This window comes from Nocardia sp. NBC_00508, assembly GCF_036346875.1.
In the GTDB taxonomy this organism is placed as follows: Bacteria; Actinomycetota; Actinomycetes; order Mycobacteriales; family Mycobacteriaceae; genus Nocardia.
Genome location: NZ_CP107852.1, coordinates 2,947,378 through 2,968,812 on the forward strand (window position 1 = coordinate 2,947,378; position 21,435 = coordinate 2,968,812).

22 protein-coding genes and 1 pseudogene are annotated in these 21,435 nt (G+C 68.6%); 10 read left to right on the forward strand and 13 right to left on the reverse strand.

What is annotated here, in order from left to right:
* Positions 1-559: 559 nt before the first annotated feature.
* From OHA40_RS13065 to uraD, 4 genes are all read right to left on the reverse strand, one after another.
* Positions 560-1,921, reverse strand: a complete 1,362-nt coding sequence (locus OHA40_RS13065) for an 8-oxoguanine deaminase (protein WP_330233305.1) — start codon at positions 1,919-1,921, stop codon at positions 560-562.
* Positions 1,909-2,811 carry a factor-independent urate hydroxylase gene (gene pucL / locus OHA40_RS13070; RefSeq protein WP_330233306.1) on the reverse strand — a complete coding sequence of 301 codons (903 nt, stop codon included), beginning with the start codon at positions 2,809-2,811 and terminating at the stop codon, positions 1,909-1,911. The genes OHA40_RS13065 and pucL overlap by 13 nt, the downstream gene beginning before the upstream one ends.
* Positions 2,812-2,818: 7 nt before the next feature.
* Positions 2,819-3,136, reverse strand: coding sequence for a hydroxyisourate hydrolase (uraH, locus tag OHA40_RS13075; protein WP_330233307.1), 318 nt, complete (start codon positions 3,134-3,136; stop codon positions 2,819-2,821).
* A 67-nt stretch (positions 3,137-3,203) separates the two neighbouring features.
* Positions 3,204-3,707 carry a 2-oxo-4-hydroxy-4-carboxy-5-ureidoimidazoline decarboxylase gene (gene uraD, locus OHA40_RS13080; protein ID WP_330233308.1) on the reverse strand — a complete coding sequence of 168 codons (504 nt, stop codon included), beginning with the start codon at positions 3,705-3,707 and terminating at the stop codon, positions 3,204-3,206.
* Between the two features lie 139 nt (positions 3,708-3,846).
* Here uraD and OHA40_RS13085 point away from each other — a divergent pair, with 139 nt between their 5' ends.
* Together OHA40_RS13085 and OHA40_RS13090 are read left to right on the forward strand one after the other, a co-directional pair.
* A complete protein-coding gene (locus OHA40_RS13085; RefSeq protein ID WP_330233309.1) occupies positions 3,847-4,443 on the forward strand; it encodes a nucleotidyltransferase family protein in 597 nt (198 codons plus the stop codon).
* Between the two features lie 13 nt (positions 4,444-4,456).
* Positions 4,457-5,494 carry an XdhC family protein gene (locus OHA40_RS13090; RefSeq protein ID WP_330233310.1) on the forward strand — a complete coding sequence of 346 codons (1,038 nt, stop codon included), beginning with the start codon at positions 4,457-4,459 and terminating at the stop codon, positions 5,492-5,494.
* Here the strand turns inward: OHA40_RS13090 and OHA40_RS13095 are convergent, their stop codons facing one another.
* The 4 genes from OHA40_RS13095 to OHA40_RS13110 form a co-directional block, all read right to left on the reverse strand.
* Positions 5,495-6,583 (reverse strand): ABC transporter substrate-binding protein, encoded by a 1,089-nt coding sequence (locus OHA40_RS13095; protein ID WP_330233311.1) that lies wholly within the window; start codon positions 6,581-6,583, stop codon positions 5,495-5,497. It lies immediately after the preceding gene.
* Positions 6,584-6,670: 87 nt separating this feature from the next.
* Positions 6,671-7,468: an ABC transporter permease gene (locus OHA40_RS13100; RefSeq protein ID WP_330233312.1), complete on the reverse strand. Its 798-nt coding sequence runs from the start codon at positions 7,466-7,468 to the stop codon at positions 6,671-6,673.
* A 25-nt stretch (positions 7,469-7,493) separates the two neighbouring features.
* Entirely contained in the window at positions 7,494-8,240 is a 747-nt protein-coding gene (locus tag OHA40_RS13105) for an ABC transporter permease (protein ID WP_330233313.1), read from the reverse strand.
* A gap of 124 nt (positions 8,241-8,364) precedes the next feature.
* Positions 8,365-9,168, reverse strand: coding sequence for an ABC transporter ATP-binding protein (locus OHA40_RS13110; protein WP_330233314.1), 804 nt, complete (start codon positions 9,166-9,168; stop codon positions 8,365-8,367).
* Positions 9,169-9,323: 155 nt separating this feature from the next.
* On the opposite strand from OHA40_RS13110, the pseudogene OHA40_RS13115 reads away from it, so the two are divergent.
* Positions 9,324-9,467, forward strand: a pseudogene (locus OHA40_RS13115) (nicotinamide riboside transporter PnuC); the annotation flags it as partial.
* Between the two features lie 69 nt (positions 9,468-9,536).
* On the opposite strand, the gene OHA40_RS13120 reads toward OHA40_RS13115, so the two are convergent.
* The 5 genes from OHA40_RS13120 to OHA40_RS13140 form a co-directional block, all read right to left on the reverse strand.
* Complete coding sequence (locus OHA40_RS13120) at positions 9,537-10,328, reverse strand: DeoR/GlpR family DNA-binding transcription regulator (RefSeq protein ID WP_330233315.1); 792 nt, start codon at positions 10,326-10,328, stop codon at positions 9,537-9,539.
* 1 nt (position 10,329) lies between these two features.
* The gene (locus OHA40_RS13125; RefSeq protein WP_330233316.1) at positions 10,330-11,013 is read right to left on the reverse strand and encodes a TetR/AcrR family transcriptional regulator; all 684 of its coding nucleotides are present in this window, start codon (positions 11,011-11,013) and stop codon (positions 10,330-10,332) included.
* Positions 11,014-11,131: 118 nt separating this feature from the next.
* On the reverse strand, positions 11,132-12,016 hold the full coding sequence (locus OHA40_RS13130; RefSeq protein WP_330233317.1) for a carbohydrate ABC transporter permease: 885 nt from the start codon (positions 12,014-12,016) through the stop codon (positions 11,132-11,134).
* Positions 12,013-12,894, reverse strand: coding sequence for a carbohydrate ABC transporter permease (locus OHA40_RS13135; protein ID WP_330233318.1), 882 nt, complete (start codon positions 12,892-12,894; stop codon positions 12,013-12,015). The genes OHA40_RS13130 and OHA40_RS13135 overlap by 4 nt, the downstream gene beginning before the upstream one ends.
* Before the next feature lies 1 nt (position 12,895).
* Positions 12,896-14,146, reverse strand: coding sequence for an extracellular solute-binding protein (locus OHA40_RS13140; protein ID WP_330233319.1), 1,251 nt, complete (start codon positions 14,144-14,146; stop codon positions 12,896-12,898).
* Between the two features lie 159 nt (positions 14,147-14,305).
* Here OHA40_RS13140 and OHA40_RS13145 point away from each other — a divergent pair, with 159 nt between their 5' ends.
* The 7 genes from OHA40_RS13145 (at position 14,306) to OHA40_RS13175 (ending at position 21,385) form a co-directional block, all read left to right on the forward strand.
* A complete protein-coding gene (locus OHA40_RS13145; protein ID WP_330233320.1) occupies positions 14,306-15,211 on the forward strand; it encodes an SIS domain-containing protein in 906 nt (301 codons plus the stop codon).
* Positions 15,212-15,548: 337 nt separating this feature from the next.
* Complete coding sequence (locus OHA40_RS13150; RefSeq protein ID WP_330233321.1) at positions 15,549-16,808, forward strand: ROK family protein; 1,260 nt, start codon at positions 15,549-15,551, stop codon at positions 16,806-16,808.
* Positions 16,805-17,050: a hypothetical protein gene (locus tag OHA40_RS13155; RefSeq protein WP_330233322.1), complete on the forward strand. Its 246-nt coding sequence runs from the start codon at positions 16,805-16,807 to the stop codon at positions 17,048-17,050. The genes OHA40_RS13150 and OHA40_RS13155 overlap by 4 nt, the downstream gene beginning before the upstream one ends.
* A complete protein-coding gene (locus OHA40_RS13160) occupies positions 17,047-18,207 on the forward strand; it encodes an N-acetylglucosamine-6-phosphate deacetylase (protein ID WP_330233323.1) in 1,161 nt (386 codons plus the stop codon). The genes OHA40_RS13155 and OHA40_RS13160 overlap by 4 nt, the downstream gene beginning before the upstream one ends.
* Complete coding sequence (locus OHA40_RS13165; RefSeq protein WP_330233324.1) at positions 18,204-19,157, forward strand: 1-phosphofructokinase; 954 nt, start codon at positions 18,204-18,206, stop codon at positions 19,155-19,157. Before OHA40_RS13160 ends, OHA40_RS13165 begins: the two co-directional genes overlap by 4 nt.
* 352 nt (positions 19,158-19,509) lie before the next feature.
* On the forward strand, positions 19,510-20,334 hold the full coding sequence (locus OHA40_RS13170) for a class II fructose-bisphosphate aldolase (RefSeq protein WP_330233325.1): 825 nt from the start codon (positions 19,510-19,512) through the stop codon (positions 20,332-20,334).
* 184 nt (positions 20,335-20,518) lie between these two features.
* Positions 20,519-21,385 (forward strand): type IV toxin-antitoxin system AbiEi family antitoxin, encoded by an 867-nt coding sequence (locus OHA40_RS13175; protein WP_330233326.1) that lies wholly within the window; start codon positions 20,519-20,521, stop codon positions 21,383-21,385.
* Positions 21,386-21,435: the final 50 nt, after the last annotated feature.

Here is a 21,435-nt window from a genome sequence, read left to right on the forward strand (position 1 = left end):
CTCGCCACGCGACGACCGCCCGCCGCCGGAACCCACCCCGGCCGAGCGCTGCGCAGGCGCACCGTCCGCGATCCAGAGCCCCGACCGCCTCTGCGGGTCGTCCGAGCCGACCCTGCTTCAGTATCCCGCGTCCGGCCTGACCAGGCACGACACCTCGCTCACAGCCGCGATTGCGTGCCCGCACGCTCGACCGACCGGCACTACGATCCGGTCCGGCGCACGATCGAGGGTGGCCCGACTTTCCCGGTCCGCGGTTGCCTTCGACCGCTGCCGAAGGCGGCGTCCACCGCGCCGCCGCACCCGACGCGGCCTCGCGCGGCGCCAGCAAGCTCATAGCGCGACGCCTGCGCCAGGCCTCGCCCGGCCCCGCTCACTCCGTTTCCGCGAAATGCCGCCTGCGCCCGTTCCGGCGCCACCTGGCCCTAGCTGGTCGCGGGGCGGTCCGCGGTTGTCTTTCACCAACGGCGAATGCTGCGTCCGCCGCACCTCCTCCCAACGCGGTCTCGCGCATCGCCAGCACGTTCAAGCGCTACGTCCGCACCATGATGCGCGGGGCCGCTCATCCCGCCTTCGCGAGCAACGCCGCCTGGGCCCGCGCCACCTCGGCGGCGACCACGTCTGCGGCGACCGTGCGGACCTCGCCGTCGCGGACCACCTCGCGTCCGTTCACCAGCAGCGCCGCCACAGGCGGCGGTGAGCCGAGGACGAGCGCGGTCACCGGATCCTCGATCCCCGCGTGCGCGGCCGTGTCCAGGCGCCACAGCGCCAGATCCGCCAGTTTGCCCACCTCGACCGAGCCGAGTTCGGCGGCCCGGCCCAGCACGCGTGCGCCGCCGATGGTGGCGAGTTCCAGCGCGGTGCGCACCGTCATCGCGCGGGGGCCGCCCAGATTGCGGGCCCACAGCAGCGCGTGCCTCGGCTCCTCGATCATCGAGCCGGACTCGTTGCTCGCCGCACCGTCGACGCCGAGCCCCACCGGGACACCCGCGCGCACCAGGTCGGCGACGCGGGCGACACCGGCGCCGAGCCGCGCGTTCGAGGTGGGGCAATGCGCCACGCCCGTGCCGGTTCTCGCCATGGTCTCGATCGTGTGGTCGTCGAGATGGACGGCGTGCGCGTACCAGACATCCGGGCCGAGCCAGCCGAGCCGCTCCATGTACTGGGCGGGCGTGCACCCGAAAGCCTGTGCGCAGTAGTCCTGTTCGTCGACGGTCTCCGCGAGGTGGGTGTGCAACCGGACCCCGGTGGCGCGAGCCAGCGCCGCGGACTCCCGCAGCAGGTCCGGCGTGACCGAGAACGGGGAGCAGGGCGCCAGCGCGATCCGGACCATCGAGTCGAACGACGGGTCGTGCCAGCGCTCGACGGCCGCCTGGCTCGCGGCGAGGATTTCGTCCAAGCTCTCCACAACGTGGTCGGGCGGCAAACCGCCCGCGCTCGCCCCCAGATCCATCGAGCCGCGGCAGGGATGGAACCGCAGGCCCACCTCGGCCGCCGCGGCGATCTCGGCCCCGAGCAGGTCACCGCCGTCGCGCGGGAACAGGTAGTGGTGATCGGTCGTGGTGGTGCACCCGGTGCGCGCGAGTTCGGCGAGCGCCCCCGTGGCCGCGACGAGCACCGCGTCCTCATCGATGCCCGCCCAGATCGGGTAGAGCGTGGTGAGCCACTCGAACAACGTCTGGTCCGTGGCCAAGCCACGGGTGATCCACTGGTAGAGGTGGTGGTGGGTGTTCACCAGACCGGGGGTCAGCAGGCAGCCACGGCCATCGATGCGCCGTGCGCCCGCGTCGACCTCGGGCGCGTCGCCCTCGCCGACCGCGTCGATCCGGTTGCCGCGCACGACGACGTAACCGCGCGAGTACTCGGTGCGCCGCTCGTCGACGGTAGCGATGGCGCAGCCCGCGATGACGGTCACCTGGTCCACGCGAGTCCCGCTTCCGGCGCGTCGGTACGCGCCACGGTGGCGTGGATCAAGCCGTAAGGGCGGTCGTCGGCGTGGTAGACCTCGCCGCGGTTCTCGATGCCGAAACGAGCCAGGTCGTAGTCGAAGTGGTGCTTGTTCGGCGCGGCGAGCCGGATCTCGGCCAGCACCGGATACGCCGCCAGCGCGGCTTTGCCCATCTCGAACAGCGTCTGCTGAAGCGCTTTCGAGTGCAGCGTCGCGAACGTCTCCACCAACCGCTCCCGCACTCCGGCGTAGACCTCGTCCCAGTCGCCGTCGGTATCGGCGAAGCGCCACTCGGCGATCAGCGAGGTGGCCAGCATCCGGTCGTCGGTCGGCGCGAGCACGGTGAAGTCGTCGGTCAGGAAACCCGCGAACTCCGACCCGGTCGACTTCAGGATGGTCAGGTCCTTGACCCCGCCCACGACCCAGACCCGCCGATCTGCGCCTTTACCGGCCACGGTGACCGCCGCCGTGCGCACCTCGGGTCCCTGGCGCACCCAGGTGTGGTCGTGCTCGACGCCACCGACCGATACCCGCTGCCAGGCGTATTCGTCGACCTCGACGCGCGCGCTGGCCACCGGCGCGATATCGGCCACGAAGTGCTCGGCCAGCGCCAGTGCGTAGTCCTCGATCGTGCGCAGTCCCGGCTGTTTCGCGAAGGCGTAGGCGGTCTGCTTCTGTGTGTCGGTGGGCAGTACCTTCGCCTGGTCCCCCGCGACGTACGCGTCGGCGAAATCGCCACGCAGCACCGTGGAGACGTTCACGTCACGGATCTCGTGCCGCGTGCTCTGCCGGTAGATCCGGACGATCCGATTCTCCGCCTTGCCGTATCGGTGGTCCGCCAGCACGATCGGCCCGCTCAGTTCCATGCTCGGCTCAGCTCCCTCGGTAGGTGGAAAAGGCGAAGGGCGACAACAACAACGGGACGTGGTAGTGCCGCTCCTCGGTGACGACGAACGCGACTGCGACCTCCGGATAGAAGGTTTCGACCGCACGGCGCGCGAAATAGGCTCCGGTGTCGAACACCAGCCGATATGTTCCGGGTTCGAGTGCTTCGCCCAACGTCCCGATCCGGCCATCCGCGTCGGTTTCGCCCGAATCGAGCTGCCGCCCCTGCTGATACAGCGTCACGGCGACGCCCGCGGCGGGTGCGCCGCGTACCGCGTCCAATACATGGGTGCTCAGCGTGCTCATAACTGCGCCTCGCTGGCGCTCGGCTCCGTCATGACCACGAACGTGGCTGTGCTGATCCTTCGCTCGCTCATGACCGCTCCGCCAGCAGCGCGCGCAGCCGGATGCGGTTGATCTTCATCAGTTCTGTTCGCATCACTCGCCTTTCGGTCTCGGGATCATTGCGCAGCCGGGCGGTGAGCAGCGCGAGCAGCTCCTCGGCCGACTTGCCGCTCGCGCACACCAGGTAGATGTGCCCGAACCGCGCCTCGTAGGCGCGATTGCCTTCGTCGAGCGCAGCGCGGACCGCGTCGCCCGCGCCCGCCACTCCGGCCTGCTCTCGCGCCGATGTCGCCGAACGCGGCCGCTCCCCGATCCGGGGGTGCCCCGCGAGCGCCAGCTCGAGCTCTGAGTCAGGCAATCCCGTCAGTGTCGCGTCGGCGGCGTCGAGCAGCGCCTCGACGCTCGGGTACGGACGGCCCGCGACCAGCAACCGCGCGAAGCCCGGCGACGAACAGCAACCGAGCACCGCCTGGTACGCCGCCTCGTCGGGCAGCGCGTCGAAGGTCGCGAGTCCAGTCCGCTGCTCCGTCATCCGACCAGCATCGAATACGACCCCGCGGGCCGCCACCGGAACGGGCGACATCACCTTCGGCGTGTCGCCTGCGTGCACGCGGCCTGAGCACCGGTTTCACGCCGTGCGGCGCAGACCGCCCGGTATTACCGTCATAGCCATGGCTGACCATGATCGCCCGGCTGTCGCAGCCTGCGCGGGTGTCGTTCTCGCCGCCGGCGCGGGGACGCGCTATGGGCGTCCCAAAGTGCTCGCCGAGGGCGGCGCGTGGCTGCGCGCGACGGTCGCCGCACTGCGCGACGGCGGCTGCGATCCGGTGATCGTCGTCCTCGGCGCGACCGGCCCGACGCCGGAGATCGTCGATCTACCGCCGGGCGTGCACCACGTCTGGGCCGCCGACTGGGCCACCGGGCTCAGCGCCGCACTGCGCGCCGGTCTGATCGCCGCGGCCCGCACACCCGCGCGCTACGCCGTGATCATGCCGGTGGACACCCCCGATGTCGGCGCCGACGTAGTCGCCCGAGTCGTCGACGCCGCGCTGGCCGCACCGAGCGGCCTCGCACGTGCTGTGTTCTACAACACACCGGGACACCCCGTTGTTATCGCACACAAGCATTGGAACGCGGTTTGTCAGGAAGCCGTAGGAGATTCCGGAGCTCGCACCTATTTGACCGGCAGAAACGATATGGTGTGCGTCACGTGCGACGATTTGGCGACGGGGATCGATCGTGACTTTCCGGCCACGACCGCACGGTGATCGGAGCTAGCTGATGCGGGACATCGTCGACGACCTATTGCGGGTGTGGTATTCGGGCCGGACCGGTGGGCTGGCCACCATAGTGCGCACGGTGGGTTCCGCCCCGTTACCGGTGGGCTCGGCGATGCTGGTCGACCCGGACGGCGGCGTGTACGGATCGGTCGCCGCGGGCGGGCTGGAAGATATCGCGTACGAGGCCGTGCTCCAGGCCGCGCGCACCGGCCAGCGCGTGCTGAACCGCTACGGCGTGACCAGCGGCTTCGAGGCGGGTGGGAACGCCGAGGGGATGATGGACGTCTTCACCGAACCGTTCTCCCGAAGACACTTCCCGGAGTTCCCGGATGTAGCCGCCGAGATCGCGGCGCACCGCAGGGTCACCGTCTTCACGGTGGTCTGGAACTCCGACCCCGACCTGATCGGCCAGCACCTGATCACCGATCGCAGGCACCCCACCGAACTGGTCGCATTACCGGATTCGGACGTATTCGTCGCCTCGTTCGCCCCGCCGCCGCGCCTGATCATCTTCGGCGCCAACTCCTTCGCCGCCGCCCTCACCGTGCAGGCCAGGCTGCTCGGCTACCGCGTGACGATCTGCGACTCGCGCCCCAATTTTGCTACGCCGGAATCGTTTCCGGGAGCGGAGGTGGTGGTCGACTGGCCGCACCGCTATCTCAACATCCTCTCCGCTGCCGGTGAAATCGATAGCAGCACCGCCATCGTCGTACTCTCGCACGATCCCGCCTTCGAGATTCCGCTGCTCACCGTGGCACTGCGACTACCCGAGCTCGGGTACCTCGGCGCGATGGGCACACGCCAGGTGCATATCCGGCGCATCGAAGATCTCCGGGCAGGCGGTTTCGGCGACGAGACGCTTGCCCGGCTGCATTCGCCCGCCGGGTTCGATATCGGGGCGCGCACCGCCCCGGAACTGGCCGTATCGATCGCGGCCGAACTCCTCGCGGTGCGCGCCGCACAACCGGCGCGACCGATCGACCCCTACAGCGGCGAGTTCCCGGTCACGCCGAAAACCGCTGTGGGGCTCGGGATCTAATTACTTCAGGCCGGGGTTCTCGGCATACACCTCGCGCAGCACGGACAGGTCGAACAACTGCTCGGCCTTGATATCGATCTCGGCGGTACGCAGCGCGGCGATATTCTGCTCGATCAGCGCGTCGGTCATCGTGAGCAGGCCGTTGGCGGCCGTATCCGGCGAGACCACCAGATCGTTTTGCGCGATGGCCTCTTTCGTCTGCTCGGCCAGATCGAGCTTCTGATCCTTGCCGTACACCTCGACCGCGAGCCGGGCCGACTCGGCCGGGTCGGCGACCGCGTCCTTCCAGCCCTTGATCTCGGCGACCAAGAATGCCTTCAGTTTGTCGCGCTCTTTGTCGATGGTGGACTGCGCGACCGTCAGCGTCTCGGCGACGAACGGCAGGTTGAAGTCGGCGAAGAGAAAGTGGGTGTTCTGGAAACCTTTGGCGGCCAACGTAATCGGCTCATTGGTCACATAACTGACCCACCCGTCGACCTCGCCGTTGGCCAGCGGGGTGGGATCGAACTGCGCGGGCACGACAGTGACGTCGCTCGGCTTCAACCCGTTGGCGGTGAGCAGTGCGTTGAAGATCAGCTGATTGGTGTCCTGCACACCGATCTTGCGCCCCTTCATCTCCTGCGGCGTCCGGATCGGCTTGGCCGCGGAGCTGACGATCGCGAACGGGTTCTTCTGGTAGGTGGTCCCGACGATCTTCGCGGGCAGGCCCTCCAGGACCGCCGGTGCGGTGGTCTGCGGCGCGGACAGACCGATCCACACCTTTCCCGTATCCAGCCCCGCTTCCACCGAGGTGCTCGCCGCGCCGCCCGCGATGAGGTCGACCGAACCGAACCCGGCCTCCTTGAAATAGCCTTTCGCGTCGGCGAAGTACTCGCCTGCGAATTCGATGTTCTTCAGCCAGGACAGCTGCACCGCGACCTTTCCGTACTTCGAGCCGTCCGGGGTCGAGCCGCCCGAGGGATCGCCCGACTCACCGCCGCAGGCGGCCAGCGCCCCCGCGCCGCCGAGCACGGCCGCCGTGAGCGAGGAGTAACGGAGAAAGGTGCGCCGGTTCAGGTGCCCGAACGTAGAGCGTTGCACGGGTGTCATGGGCCGAATCTAAGTGGAGCGCGTTGCATTTTCTTTACTTTGACGTTCCGAGCGTGGATTCGCGTGAATTTCGCCGGCGGACCGCGGTCAGTATCGTCCCGCCTCCGGCCCGAAGCGGGCGAGCACCAGATTCTCGATCACGCCGACGATCGCGTAGAGCACGACCGAGACCAGCGTGACGATGACGATCGAGGCCCACAACTTGCTGTACTGGAAGGTCGGGATGGCCCGGATCAGGCTGGCGCCCAGCCCGGTGCCGCTGCCGAGCCACTCCCCCAGCAGCGCGCCGATCAGCGCGCCGGGCACCGAGATCCGCGCGGCGGCGAACACCGAGGGCAGTGCCGCGGGCACCGCGACCATGCGCAACCCGGTCCACCGGGATCCGCCGTAGGCGGCCACCAGCTCCAGCGCCTGCCGCGGCGCGTTGCGCAGTCCCGCCATGATCATGACCAGGGCGGGAAAGAACACCACGATGGCGGCGAGCACGGCGACCCCGGCCAAGCCACGGCCGAAGACCAGCACGATGATCGGGGTCAACGCCACCAGCGGCACCGAGCGCAGCAGCAGCGCCACCGGCAGGAAGGTCTGCTCGACCGCGGCGAACGACACGAACAACGCGGCGACCACCAGCGCGGCGAGCATGCCCGCGGCGAACCCGATGGCCGCGTCCCGCAGGGTGATCTGCAGATCGTCGAGGATCGCCTGACGCGCGGTGCCCGCGTTGGGCGCTGTCACCAGGTAGGTCCAGATATCGCCGGGTGTCTTGCCGACCCGAGGGCCGACCTGCGGGAACGCCTTCAGGAAGACGTACCAGATCACCAGCATCAGCAGGAGCGAAGTAGCCAGCGGGAACAGGAACCGCCCGATTCGCCGCAGCAGGTTCATCGTGCCGCCTCCGCATCGATCGTCGTCATCGCGCCTCCTGCGCGGTCCACGGAGCGACCAGCCGGGCCGCCAGCGCCACCAGCGCGTAGCCGAGTCCGGCCAACGCCGCCGCGGCCAGCGCCATGCCCCAGGTGCGCGGCACGTTGTAGGCGGTTTGGGCGGCGGTCAGCGCCACCCCGATGCCGCTGTCCACGCCGCCGAGGTATTCGCCGATGATGGCCCCGAGCACCGCCGACGGCGCGGCGATCTTCAGGGCCGCGAAGGTGCTCGGCAGCGCCGAGATCGCCTGCACCCGATAGAGCTGCTGCCAGCGTCCGCCGCCGTAGGCGCGTACCAGGTCCAGGCTGGTGCGGTCGGCCGAGCGCAATCCGACGACGGTGCCGACCATCGTGGTGAAGAAGCAGTACATCGCCGCGAGGAACACGGTCGGGGTGCGTCCGCCGAAGACGACCAGGATGATCGGGCCCAGCGCGAGCAGCGGCGTGCAGTAGCTCAGGATCGCCAGCTGGGTGGCCAGCGATTCGATCGGCGGGACGAGCACGATCAAGACGGCCAGCGCGATGGCCAGCCCGTTACCCCAGACGAACCCCTGCAACGCACCGAGCGCGGTGATCTGGAAATTGGGCCCGTACAAGCCCCATCCGTCGGTGTAAATGGTGTGCAGCACTCGCCATGGGCTGGGTATGGTGCCGCCCGCGACCTCGAACGCCGCGAGAATCCACCACGCCGCCACCAGCCCGAGCACGCCGAGCACACCGCCGTAACGCTTCATGACGCTCCTCCCGCTCGCCGGATGCACCGCGCGAGCGGGTGACGCCGCACCGACTGCATGTGCGTGCTGACCCGATGCCATCCCGGCTTCCGATGGCGCAGACAGCGCCACGAACCGCGCCCATTCACGCCACGCCCCCTTTACCCGACTTCCCGAACAGCAGTTCCGACAGGTAGTCGTGCACCTTGTGGAATTCCGGAGTTCGCATCATCTCCGGCAGCCGCGGGCGCGGCAGGTCGATCTCGACCAGCTCCAGCACCCGGCCCGGCCGCGGGCTCAGCACCGCCACCACGTCGGACAGGAACACCGCCTCCGCGATGCCGTGCGTGACCATCAGCGTGGTCGCGGGCTTCTCGGTCCAGATCCGCAGCAACTCCAGATTGAGCCGCTGTCTGGTCATGTCGTCCAGGGCGCCGAACGGTTCGTCCAGCAGCAGCACGGTCGGTTTCACCACCAGCGCCCGCGCGATCGAGACCCGCTGGCGCATACCGCCGGAGAGCTGCGCGGGTTTGGCCTTCTCGAAGCCGTCCAGCCCGACCAGCCGGATCAGGTCGGCGATCTGACCCGGCTCCGGTGTCATCCCGGCGACCTGGAGCGGCAGTTCGATATTCGACTCCACCGACCGCCACGGCAGCAGTGCCGCATCCTGGAACGCGATGCCCAGTTCGTGGTGGCCGCGCAATTCGGCGGGCGTCTCGCCGTTGATCAGCGCCTGGCCCGCGGTCGGTGTCTCCAGACCGGCGAGGATACGCAGCACCGTGGACTTGCCGCAGCCGGAAGGGCCGAGCAGCGACAGGAACGCGCCCTGCTCGGTGTGCAGATCCACGGAATCCAGCGCCTGGACCGTTTTCCGCCCCACCCGGAAGGTCTTGGTCAGTCCGCTGATATGGATTCCGGTCCCCCCAGCGGTGCTGCTTTCCGTGCTCATGACGGTCACCCTAGGAGCACCTGGTTGCGCGGATATTGCGAATGGCGTTGTCAGATTGCGCAATCGTTACGGTGCGCACCGAGGCCGCCGCGCGGATTTCGAATCGCGGCGATCCGATGCGGATGAGATGCGGCCCCGCGCTGGTTGCACGACAGGTGAACCCGATCATCACGCTGCTCGACGCCGAGCTGCACATCGCGGGCTCGGAGATTCTCTGGCGCGAGGTGATCGGCAACGGCTTCGGCCTGGCCTCGGCGATCGGCGGCATGCGGCGACGGGTCTGGGCCTGGCCGATCGGCCCCGGCGAGGAGAACGTTCGACGACCGATATCGGTCGCGGCGCCGGAGTGACCCCGAAAAGGGCTGCTGTTACACCACGTCGACCCGCACGCCCGCCGCGCGGATGGTCGCGACCGCCGACGGATCGGCGTCGGTGTCGGTCACCAGCAGCTGGACCTGTTCGATGCCGCAGATGCGGGCCAGCGCCGTGCGCTGCAGCTTGTCCGCGGTGGCCACCACCAGTATCCGCCCGGAACGTCGCACCATCTCGGTGGTCACTCCGGCCTCGTCGATGTGCCTGCACTGGGCGCCGCCTTCGGCGGAGACGGCGTTCACGCCGAGGATGAGGTCGTCGAGCCGCAATTCGGCCAGCGCTCGTTCGGCCAGCGGCCCATGTAGTTCGTAGGACTCCCGCCGCGCCACGCCGCCGAGCACGATCGTGCGCACGTGCGGCCGCAGCACCATCTCGCCCGCGATGTTCAGCGCGTTGGTGACGATGGTCAGCTGCTCGTCACCGGACAATCCGAGGTCGGTCCGTCCGGCCAGCGCCCTGGCCACCGCCGTGGTGGTGGTGCCGCCGTTCATCCCCACCACCGCGTGGGGATCGATCAGGGCGGCGGCGTGTTCGGCGATGCGCTGCTTGGCTTCGCCGCCGGACTGCCGGTAGCGGGCGGGCAGGTCGTAGGCCACGGCGGTCGCCACAACACCGCCGTGCGTCCTGGTCGCCAGCTGCTGTTCGGCGAGCGCGGTGAAATCACGACGCACGGTCGCGGCGGACACACCGAGCCGCTCGGCGGCTTCCTCCACCGAAAGCCGTCCGGATTCGGCGAGCAGTTCCAGCAACCGGTTCCACCGTTGCGGACGATCGATCGATCCGGTCATCTCACACCGCCCCCTCGTGCGGGGGACCGGCCGACGCGAGGCCGGAATTCACGAAAAACGCGATCTCCTCGCAAATCTCGTCGAGACCGAGTGCCGTATCCGGCGCCGTGCTCTGTACCAATTCCTGGGCAAGGGAATTGACCGCGCCGATCACGGCCAGAGCGAACAGATCGAAACGCCGCCGCGACCCGGCCTCAGCCTGTCCCACAGCACGTTCGGCCTCGCCGACCAGCAACGCCGACAGCAGGCGGCGCTGTTGCCTGCGCCATTCCTCCACCGCGGCGCTCACGCCGACCACCTCGACGTAGCACACTCGGGCTCGGCGCGGGTCGGCACAGGTCACCCCGAGATAGGCGCGAAAACTCGCCACGACGCGGGTGGCCAGCGGCTCGTCCGCGGTTTCCACGAGCGCGGCGAGTGCGCGGTCCAGGGCCTGCGAGGTGATGCGATTCGCCAGCGCGATGAGCAACGCCTCGCGGCTGCCCATGTCCTCGTAGAAACTGCGCGTGGAGACATTGGCGAGGGCGCAGAGACGTTCGATGGACGTGGCCGCGTAGCCCTGGGTGCCGAATAGTTCGAGCGCGGCGTCGATCAGCCGGGTCTGCCGCTGGGCTACCCGTTGTTCCTTGGACAGTCCGCCATAGTGGCGACTGTCCTTGGGTCCGTGATCCCGCCGTGTCACCATTCGATGCTACCGTGCGGCAATCGCTGGTCCGCGCCGCGAACGCCGATCCGCGAGGATCCGTTTCGCGCGGTCGCGGGCGTTGGAGCCATGGGCGGCAAGGGATCCGGCCATGTCCCGGCTATTTCACGCTGCCCGCTGTGAGCCCCGCCACCAAGCGCTTCTCGATGACCGCGAACAGCAGCACCACCGGGATGATGCCGACCGTGGAAATCGCGAACACGTATTGCCATGCCGTGTCGTACTGACCGACGAACTTGGTCAGCGCCACCGACAGCGGCTGGTTCTCCGGCGTGGTCAGCACGACCAAGCTGGCGGCGAACTCGTTCCAGCACGACACCACGACGAAGATCGTCGCCGTGACGATGCCCGGCCACACCAGCGGCAAACTCACCCGGACCAGCGTCTGCCAGCGGTTCAACCCGTCCAGCAACGCGGCCTCCTCGATCTCCACCGGGATCGCGGCGAAGAAACTGTGCAGGATCCACACCGCGAACGACAGGTTGAACGCGGCGTTCACCAAGATCATCGCCAGCCAGGTGTCGTTGATGCCGAGGGCGAAGAACTGCCGGATCAACCCGGTGACCAGCACGGTCGGCTGCAACATCTGGGTCACCAGCACCAGACCGAGAAACACCCTGCGGCCCGGAAAGCGATGGCGCGCCGTGTAATATCCCGCCGGTATCGCGACCAGCAACACCAGCGCGGTGGCGCACACCGCGATGATGATCGTGCTGGCCAGGTTGAACGGCAGCGGCGTCTCCGGCGTGTCCCACATGGTCACGTAGTTGTCCGGCTGCCAGGACTGCGGCAGGTACGTGGGCGGGATGCGAAGGATCTCGGCCCTGCTCTTCAGCGAGCCGAGCACCATCACGACAAACGGCAGCAGGAACGCCGCGGCCAGCACCACTCCGACCGCGGTGAGCTCCCAGCGCCGCCGTTTGGCTCGCGTGGGAACCGTGCCGGGAGCCTGCTCGGTTCGCGCCGCTTCGGTCCGCGTCGTCATCGGTCGACCTCCTGGGTCGGGCGGACCACTTTCACATAGATCGCGATGATGACCACGATCAGCGCGAAGTTCAGCACGCTCATCGCGGCGGCCGTGTCGATCTGCTGGTTCTGCCGAATCAACTTGAAGGTCAGCGTGGTCGTGGTGTCGGCAGAGAAGCCCGCGATGCTTCCGGTGATCACCTGCAGAATCGGCAGCGAGTTGAACACATTGATGATGTTGATGATGGTCGCCACCGCGATCGCGGGACGCAGCTGCGGCAGCGTGAGAAAGCGATAGCGCTGCCATGCGCTCGCTCCGTCGACCCGCCCCGCCTCCTCGATCTCCGCCGGAATGGATTGCAGCCCGGCGAGAATCGTGTAAGTCGTGAAAGGCACCGAGACGAACACCGCGACGCCCATCGCCACGAGGAACGCCTGCGTGGGTTGCTTGGTGAAGCCGTAACCCCGGTCCAGCACGCCGATATCGACCAGGAAACGGTTGGCGATGCCGACGTCCGGATCGAGCATGTAGTAGAAGATGGTCGTCGTCATCACCACCGACGCCGCCCACGGCACCAGGATCGCCATGCGCACCGCGGTGCGTCCGGGGAAGTCCTTGTTCAGGAACTGGGCCAGCGCCGCGGACAGCACCAGGGTGATCAGCACGACGCCGACCACCCACACCACGGTGTGGACCAGAACCGAGCCGAGTTCCGAGATCCCGAACAGGGCCCGATAGTTGGCCAGCCCGGCATTGCCGCGGTCCTGGCCGTAGGCGCTGAGATCCCTGGTGCTGGTCCACACCATGTAGCAAGCCGGGAACGCGACGATGGCCGCGATCAAGACCAGCGACGGCCCGATCCACGGCAGCGCCGCAAGAATTCCTCTGCGCCGCACGCTAGTTCGCGGCTTCCTGGATCCGCCGCAACACCTGGGCCGGATCCGCGCCCTGTGCGATGGTGCCCATCTGCTGCCGGATGGCGCCCTGCGCAGCGGCCCATTTCGGGTTGTTGCTCGGATAGAACCGCGCCACCGGGAGCGTAGCGGCGAACGCCTTGGTGACCGGGTCGTCGGCGAGCGCGGCCGCGGCGCTCTGGGTGATCGGGATGAAGCCCTCGTGCTTGACGAAATTCGCGTACACCGTGGCGGAGTAGAAGTAGTCGAGGAACTTTTTGATCGATTCGGTCTTCCTGCCTTCCTTCTTGAACGCCATCAGGTGATCGGCGACCCCGAGGGTGACCGGCGCGCCGGTCTTGGTCGGCGACGGCGCGGTCGCGTAGCGCAGGCCAGGGTTCTTCGCGGCGATCTGGCCGATGGTGGGCGGCAGCGCCTCGATCATGCCGATCTTGCCCTGGATGAAGGCGTTGATCACGTCCTTGCGGTCGGTCGCGCCCGGGTTGGGCTGCGTCGCGCCCGCATCGATGAGTGCCCGCATCGCCCGCACACCCTCCAGGTTCTCCGGGGTGTCGACCGTGATCCGGTCGCCGTCGGCCCAACCGCCACCCGCGCCGAAGGTCCAGATGGAGGTCTCTCCCTGTGCCTCCTCGCTGCCCAATGGCAGTCCGTATCCGGAGACGCCCCCGCCGAGCGCTTGGATCTTCTCGGCCGCCGCGGTCAGCTCGGTCCAGGTCTTCGGCGGCACGGTGAGGCCCGCCTTCTCGAACAGCTCGGTGTTGTAGAACAGCGTGCGGGTGGAGGCGAACAGCGGCAGAGCGTACTGCGTGCCGTTCAGCGCGGCGTTCTGCGCGAAACCAGGCTGGATGTCGGCCAGCACCGGCGCGGAGACGATCTCGGCCGCCGGGTAGAGCATGCCGTCGCCGGCGAAGCTGGCGTAGGCATCGATGTTGAGGATGTCCGGGGTGGTCGAGGCCGACTGGAGCTTGGTGCGCACCACGTCGTTGATCGAGTTCCAGGACTCCATCTGCAGATTGACGGTGATGCCCGGGTTCTGCTTCTGGAATTCGGCGATGATGCCGTCCCACAGAGCCTTGGTGCCCGTCGCGCCGTCGCTGTAGGCGGGGGCGAGGAAGTTGATCGTGGTGTCGGAGTCCGCGGCGTCTTTCGAACCGAACCCGCAGGACGACAGGACCAGCGCAAGGCCGGTGACCATCGCGACTCCGGCAAGCACGCGGTGGAATGGTCTTTTCACGAGCAGAACCTTTCAGATTTACCCATCCGGCGCCACAGAGGAGCCGATGATGGGAGGACACACCGTCCGTGCACCTCAATCTAGCTCGGATGGTGATCGTATGTGACCGATTTGCTCGTAAATTTGACATGAACGATCACGTGAGGTGAAGCTGTTCGTGTGCCTGCCGAACACACATCCGCGCCGCATCTGACCACCGAGGTAGCCACCCAGCCGGACGACTGGGCGAATGCCGAGACCGTCGCCGCCGACCATCGCGCCGTGCTACCCCAGCCGGGGGAGCGCGTGGCAGTGATCGGATGCGGCACGTCGTTTTTCATGTCACGAGCGATCGCCGCGCTGCGCGAGGCGGCCGGTCACGGCATCACCGACGCGTGGCCCGCCAGCGCGGTCCGCGATCGCGACTACGACCGCTACCTGGTGATCTGCCGCTCCGGCACCACCACCGAGGTGGTCCGCGCGATGCGGGCCATACCGGAGCACATCCCTCGGGCGGTGATCTGCTCCACCCCCGCCACACCCGTGCTCGACCTGGGCGACCCCATCCTCATCGACCAGGTCGACGAGCAGTCGGTAGTGCAGACCCGGTTCGCGACGACCACCCTCGCCATCCTCCGCTGGCACCTCGGCCACGACCTGACGCCGGTGATCGCCCAAGCGCAGGCGGTGCTCGCCGAGGATCCCGCCGAGTCGCTGGCCGCGGTGCGCGCCGCGGAGCAGATCAGTTTCGTCGGCATGGGATTCGCGGCCGCCATCGCCGACGAGGCCGCGCTCAAGCTTCGCGAATCCTGCCAGTCCTGGACCGAGGCGTACTTGGCGACCGAATATCGCCACGGCCCGATCAGCATCTCCGCGCCCGGCCGCGCGGTCTGGGCCTTCGGGCCGCTGGAGCCGGACTTCACCGGCGATGTCGCCGCCACCGGCGCCCACCTGGAACACCGCGACATCGACCCGATGGCGGACCTGGTCCGGGTGCACCGACTCTGCATCCTGCGCTCCGCTGATCTGAAACTCGACCCCGACCACCCGCGCAGCCTGAACCGCTCCGTGGTCCTGAAATCATGACCGGGGCCGTGCGATGAGTTCCGGCATCGCCACGCCACTACGCGACACCACCACCGACCTCCACCCGCCCGCGACGACTGCGACACCGCCGGAAACGGCCGGGCGAGTCCAGACTCTGATGGCCGCGCACACCGCCGCCGCGCCACCATGCGACACCACCCACCTCCTGGCCGCAGCGACCCCGCCCGCGACGACCACATCACCACCTGGCGCGGCCGTCCGATTCCGAGCCGGAGACGCCGCGCATGCACCGGAACCCCCGCTCCACGACGCGATCGCGGTATTCCAGGCCGCGTGTGCGGCTGCGCCGGTGCTACCAGGAACTACTGTGCCGAGCATGGGAAGCAGAAAGCCGGAGACGCCATCGCGCTCCGGTGCGACCGGGCCCGGATCGCACGCGATGGTGTTTACGCACTCCGCCGCCACACCAGACGCAGCCGACCAGCCGCACACCCCCTCGCACCCCGACGCGACCGGACCCGGACCACATACGACGGAGTCCACGCACCCCGCCGCCACACCAGACGCAGCCGACCAGCCGCACACCCCCTCGCACCCCGACGCGACCGGACCCGGACCACGCACGGCGGGGTTCGCGCACTCCGCCGCCGCACCGGAGGTAGCCGAACAGTCCGCGATCACGCTCGACCCGGCGGCTGCGACTCGATCGGTCGCGCCGCTGCCCGACGACGCGCTCGTGCTCGGATTGGATGTCGGCGGCACCACCATCAAAGGCGAGATCACCGATGCCGGGGGCAGGGCGCTCGCGGTCAGCGCGGCCGCCACGCCGCACGGTGTGGCCGCGTTCGATGCCATGGTCGAACTGGGCGAGCGATTGCTCACCGAGCTGCCGGAATCCGACCGCCGTCGCGTCGCCCGTGCGGCCGTTGTGCTGCCCGGAATCGTCGACACCGCCCGATCCATCGCAGTGTTCAGCAGCAATGTCGGCTGGCGTGACGTGCACGTCGGCGACCGCTTCACCGGGCGTTGGCGCATACCGACGCTGATCGAACACGATGTCGCCGTCGCCGGTTGGGCGGAAGGGCGGTACGGCGCCGGACGGGGCCACGAGAATGTGTGCGTCGTCATTCTCGGCACCGGCATCTCCGGCACGCTGTCCGTCGGCGGTCGGCTGGTGCGCAGCAACTACGGCCAGGTCGGCGAATACGGGCACGTACCGGTACGGCGCGACGACGGATTGCCCTGCCCCTGCGGCAATATCGGCTGCGTCGAGACGGTCGCAGGGGGCGCGGCGATCGCACGGGCCTACACCCGTCGAACGGGACGCGAGATCGACGGAGCCGCCGATGTTTTCGCGCTCATGGCGACCGATCCCGACGCTGCCGCCGTCGTGCAGGACGCCGTCGACGCACTCGCCGACGGACTGGTTGGCATCGTGCACGCGGCCTGCCCCGAGCTGATCGTCCTCGGCGGCGGACTCGCCGGAGCGGGCGCCGCGCTCACCGAGCCACTGCACCGAGCACTGGACGACCGGCTCCGCCTGGTCCCCACACCCCATGTGGTGCTCGGCGAATTCGGCGCCCGCGCAGGTCTGGCGGGCGCCGCCCTCCTCGCACGACATGGGGCACTGGCATGACACGCCAGCTGACGACCCGACGCACCGTCATCGCGACCGTCGCCCTTGGCGACGACGTAGGGACAGCCTCGGAGCGGATCGACAACGTCCGGGCATTCACACCGCGGCACGCCGCTCCAGAACTGCCGCCGCACCGCACGCTCGCCAACCAGGTCCGCTCGACCCTTGCGCCCCGAATGGCGCCCGCCGAGCGCCGCGCACCCGCGAGCGCCACACACTTCGCACAGGAGGCACTGGCATGACAGAGCACTCCGAACTGACGATTCGTGGACGGATCGTCTCGGCGAGCGTCGCTCTGGACGACGGAGTGGTGATGACTTCCGGAGAGCGGATCACCGCGGTGCGGTCGTTCGCGCAGTGGCGCGCCGTGCATCCGGGTTTACCCGAGCCGCCATTTTCCGGAACAGTGCTGCCTGGGCTTGTAGATATTCACAATCACGGAGGGTTCGGGCACCGATTCGACACGGTGGACACCGCGGAGGCGCGAGCGGCGGCCCAGTCGCACCACGCGAGCGGCTCGACAACGGTGGTGGCGAGCGTGGTCACCGGACCCGCCGCGGAGATGGTGGCGCAGACCGCCGTGCTGCGCGAGCTGGTCGAAGAAGGCGTGCTCGGGGGCATCCACGTCGAGGGGCCTTTCCTGGCCGAGGCCCGGTGCGGCGCACAGGATCCGCGATTCTTGCGCGATCCCGACCTCGACCTGACCGATCAATTGCTTGCCGCGGGCGGCGGGCGGCTACGCGCGATGACGCTCGCGCCGGAGCGTCCCGGCTACGCGGACGTCGCCCGGCGATTGGTCGACAATGGTGTGGTGGTGGCGCTCGGCCACAGCGACACCGACTACGTGGCGTTTCGTAATGCGCTGCGCCCCAATGGTTCAGGAAGCGTCGTCACCCATCTGGCAAACGGGATGCCGCCGCTGCATCACCGCAATGCGGGCCCCGTCGCAGCGGCTCTGGTCGCCGCGGCGGCCGGGGATGTGATCGTGGAACTGATCGGCGACGGCGTGCACGTCGATCCCGGCTTCGCCGCGCTGGTGTTCGCGACCGCGCCGGCGCGGGTCGCGCTGGTCACCGATGCCATGCAGGCGGCGGGGCTCGGGGATGGCGAATACCGGCTCGGCCCACAGTCGGTCACGGTGCGCGACGGGGTGGCGCGGATCGCCAACGGGTCGATCGCGGGCGGGGTCAGCACGCTGTTGCCATGTGTGGCGCGGGCGGTGCACGACTCCGGTATTCCGTTGCGGGACGCGGTGCTGGCGGCCACCGCCACTCCGGCCGCCGCGCTCGGGCTCGACGATGTCGGTGACCTGCGGCCCGGTCAGTTCGCCGACATATTGACAGTCAGTGACAATCTCCACTTGCGCCGGGTGCTCAGACGTGGACAGTGGTTGTCGTGATCCTCACCGTGACAATGAATCCCGCGTACGACATGACCTATCGGGTCGAACGCTTCGAACGCGGGCAGGCCCACCGGGTCCGCTCGGTGGAGCAGCGCATCGGCGGCAAGGGCATCAACGTGACGCGGGTGCTGAATCAACTCGGCAAATACGCCAGGGCCACCGGCTTCTCCGACCACGCTTTCGCGGCCGCCGCCGAACTGGAGATGCCGGTGGATTTCGTGCACGCGCTGCCCTGGGTGCGCCGCACCGTGGTGATCAGCGAGTCCGAGGACGGCACCGCCACCGCGCTGTGGGAACCGGGTGCCCGCGTCTCCAATCCGCATGCGGCCGAGCAGTTGTCCGTCCGGGTGGCCGGCCTGCTACCCGAAATCGCCGGGCTGGTCATCTCGGGTTCGCTGCCGGGCGGCATCGAGCCCTCGCTTCCCGCCGAGATCGCGCGCACCGCCATCGCCGCCGACGTGCCGACCATCGTCGACGTCGACGGCGAGGCGTTGCGCCTGGCCGCCCAGGTGCCGGGCATCGTGCTCACCCCGAACGGCGCGGAACTGCGTCATCTCACCGGCGCCGAACCCGACAGCGTGGACGGGATCGTGACCGCCGCTCACCCCCTCATCCAACACGGGGTGCGCGCCGTGATCACCACACGCGGCCCGGAGGGAATGGTCGCGGTGACCGCCGACGGCGCGTGGTCGGCCGCGCTTCCTGAGCCGCTTGCCGGAAACCCGACCGGCGCAGGAGATTCCGCGGTGGCCGCGGTGATCGCCGCCCTTTCTACCGAGTCCGGACCCGACTGGGCCGCCCTGCTCACCGACGCGGTAGCGACTTCCGCGTCCGCCGTGGTGATCCCGGTGGCCGGTGAGATCGACCGCTGTCTGCGCGATCGCCTCACCCCGACCGTCCGCGTCGAACGACTCGACCTACCGAAACCTCAGGAAACTTCGCCATGACACACGCCGCCCGCACCGGGTGCGGAAGCACCCACCACGTCCATTCCCGGCCGCCCGATCGCCCGCGCGAACACTCCAGGCTCGGCACGTGCGCGGCGGGTACCCGCCACCGTGACCGGCACCACCGTGCCGCAGCGTGGTGCCGCGGCCCGCACGGCGGTCACGGACTCCGGCATCGCCGCCCAGTGCGGCAGGGACCACCGCCCGGCGGACCAGACTTCCCGCTCGTTCGACCTGCAAGCGGCGTCAGCGATGGCCCAGTGCCCCCGCCCGCACAGCACGGTACGGCCCACCGAGCCAGTTCGCCCGCGCCGATCGGCTCCACGCGCCCGGCATCACGAAAGCATGAGCTATGCCGCTGACCCCTGTTCCGGAACTGATCGTCGCGGCCCGTCCGGGCGGGCTCGGCGCGTTCAATGTCATCACCCTGGAACACGCCGAGGCGATCGCCCGCGCTGCCGAATCCGCGAAAAGACCAGTGGTCCTGCAACTTTCGGAGAACACGGCGATCTACCACGGGAGCATTGCCCCACTGGCCCTCGCCTGTCTGCGCATCGCCGACGACAGCAGTGCAGCCGTCGCGGTTCATCTCGACCATGCCACCACCGCCGAATTAGTCTACGCCGCAGTCGATCTCGGTATCCGTTCGGTCATGTACGACGGTTCCTCCCTCGACTACGCAGACAACATCGCCGCCACCGCCGCCATCGCCCGCTGGTGCCATGACCGCGGCGTGCACATCGAAGCCGAACTCGGCGAGGTCGGCGGCAAGGACGGCGCCCACGCCCCCGGCGCACGCACCGACCCGGACGAGGCCGTCGAGTTCGTCGACGTCACCGGCGTCGACGCGCTGGCGGTAGCCGTCGGCTCCTCGCACGCCATGCACACCCGTACCGCGGAACTCGACAACGATCTGATCGCCCGCCTGGCGGCGAAAGTCCCGGTCCCCCTGGTGCTACACGGCTCCTCCGGCGTCCCCGACGAGCGCCTACGCGCCGCCCTCGACCACGGCATGACCAAAATCAACATCGCCACCCGCCTCAACATCCAGATGACCACCGCCATCCGCACCACCCTCGCCGGCAACCCCACCCTCTCCGACCCTCGCAAGTACCTCACCCCCGCCCGCAACGCCATCCAATCGGAAGTCGAACACTTCCTTCACCTACTCACCTGACGAGTCTCGGCGAGCGACCCACCGAGGGGCCTTCTCGCGTTTCACCGCAACCATGTGCCACTCGCGGGGACTGTGGATCTAACGGCTCCTCTCTACTCATCGAGACTTGACACAGAGAGGAGCCGTTAGCGAGATAGACCCCACTCGCGAAGCTATGTCGGGGGTGGCGGGCAGAATCGGCGAAATGGGGGAGATTGAGGGGCCTTTTCCAGGTAGTTGGGCGGTTCGCTCGGGGCGGGTGAGCGCTTGGGAGTTGCGCAAGGATTACGAGCGGGTGCATCCGGATGTCTATGTCCGGAAAGGGCTTCGGTTAGATGCCCGGGGCCGTGCGGAGGCAGTCGGGCATTGGGCCAAGGGCAGCGGCATCTTGGTCGGGTTCTCCGCCGCGGCTATGCACGGCGCGCTGTGGCTGGACGACAAGCCTGCCGAGATCGCACTGCCCACTCGCGCCCGTCCACCGCGGCAAGTGCTGGTCTACCGCGACGCTATCCCGGGAGACGAAGTGTGCACGATCGGCGGATTACGGTGCACCACACCCGCCCGCACCGCATTCGACCTGGCCCGGCGCCTGGATTTCAACGAGGCGGTCGAAGTCGTTGACGCCCTATGCAACGCGGCCCGGCTCGGCACGCGCGAAATTCACCAGGTGAGCAACCGCCATCCTCGGGCACGCGGCGTCACCAACCTGCGCAGAGTGCTGCCCCATGTCGATAGGGGCGCCGAGTCCCTCCAAGAAACGCGTACCCGGCTTCTGCTCTGTCAGGCCGGGTTCCCCGCGCCCGAAACGCAGATTCGCGTCACGGGCCCGGACGGCATGGTTCTCGCACGCCTCGATATGGGCTGGCGCAAATGGCAAGTCGCCGTCGAATACGACGGAGCTCAGCATTGGACCGACCGCCACCAGCGCGCCTGGGACATCGACCGCGCCGCCGCCCTCGAATCCCTCGGCTGGTCCGTGGTCCGGGTAAGCGCCGCCCTCCTCACCAACCGCCCCCACATCATCACCACCCGAACTCGCCACGCTCTCCGCCGCCACGGTGCAGATTTCTGACGAGTGGCACACAACCGAGGGGCCTTCTCGCGATTCGCCACAGCCATGTA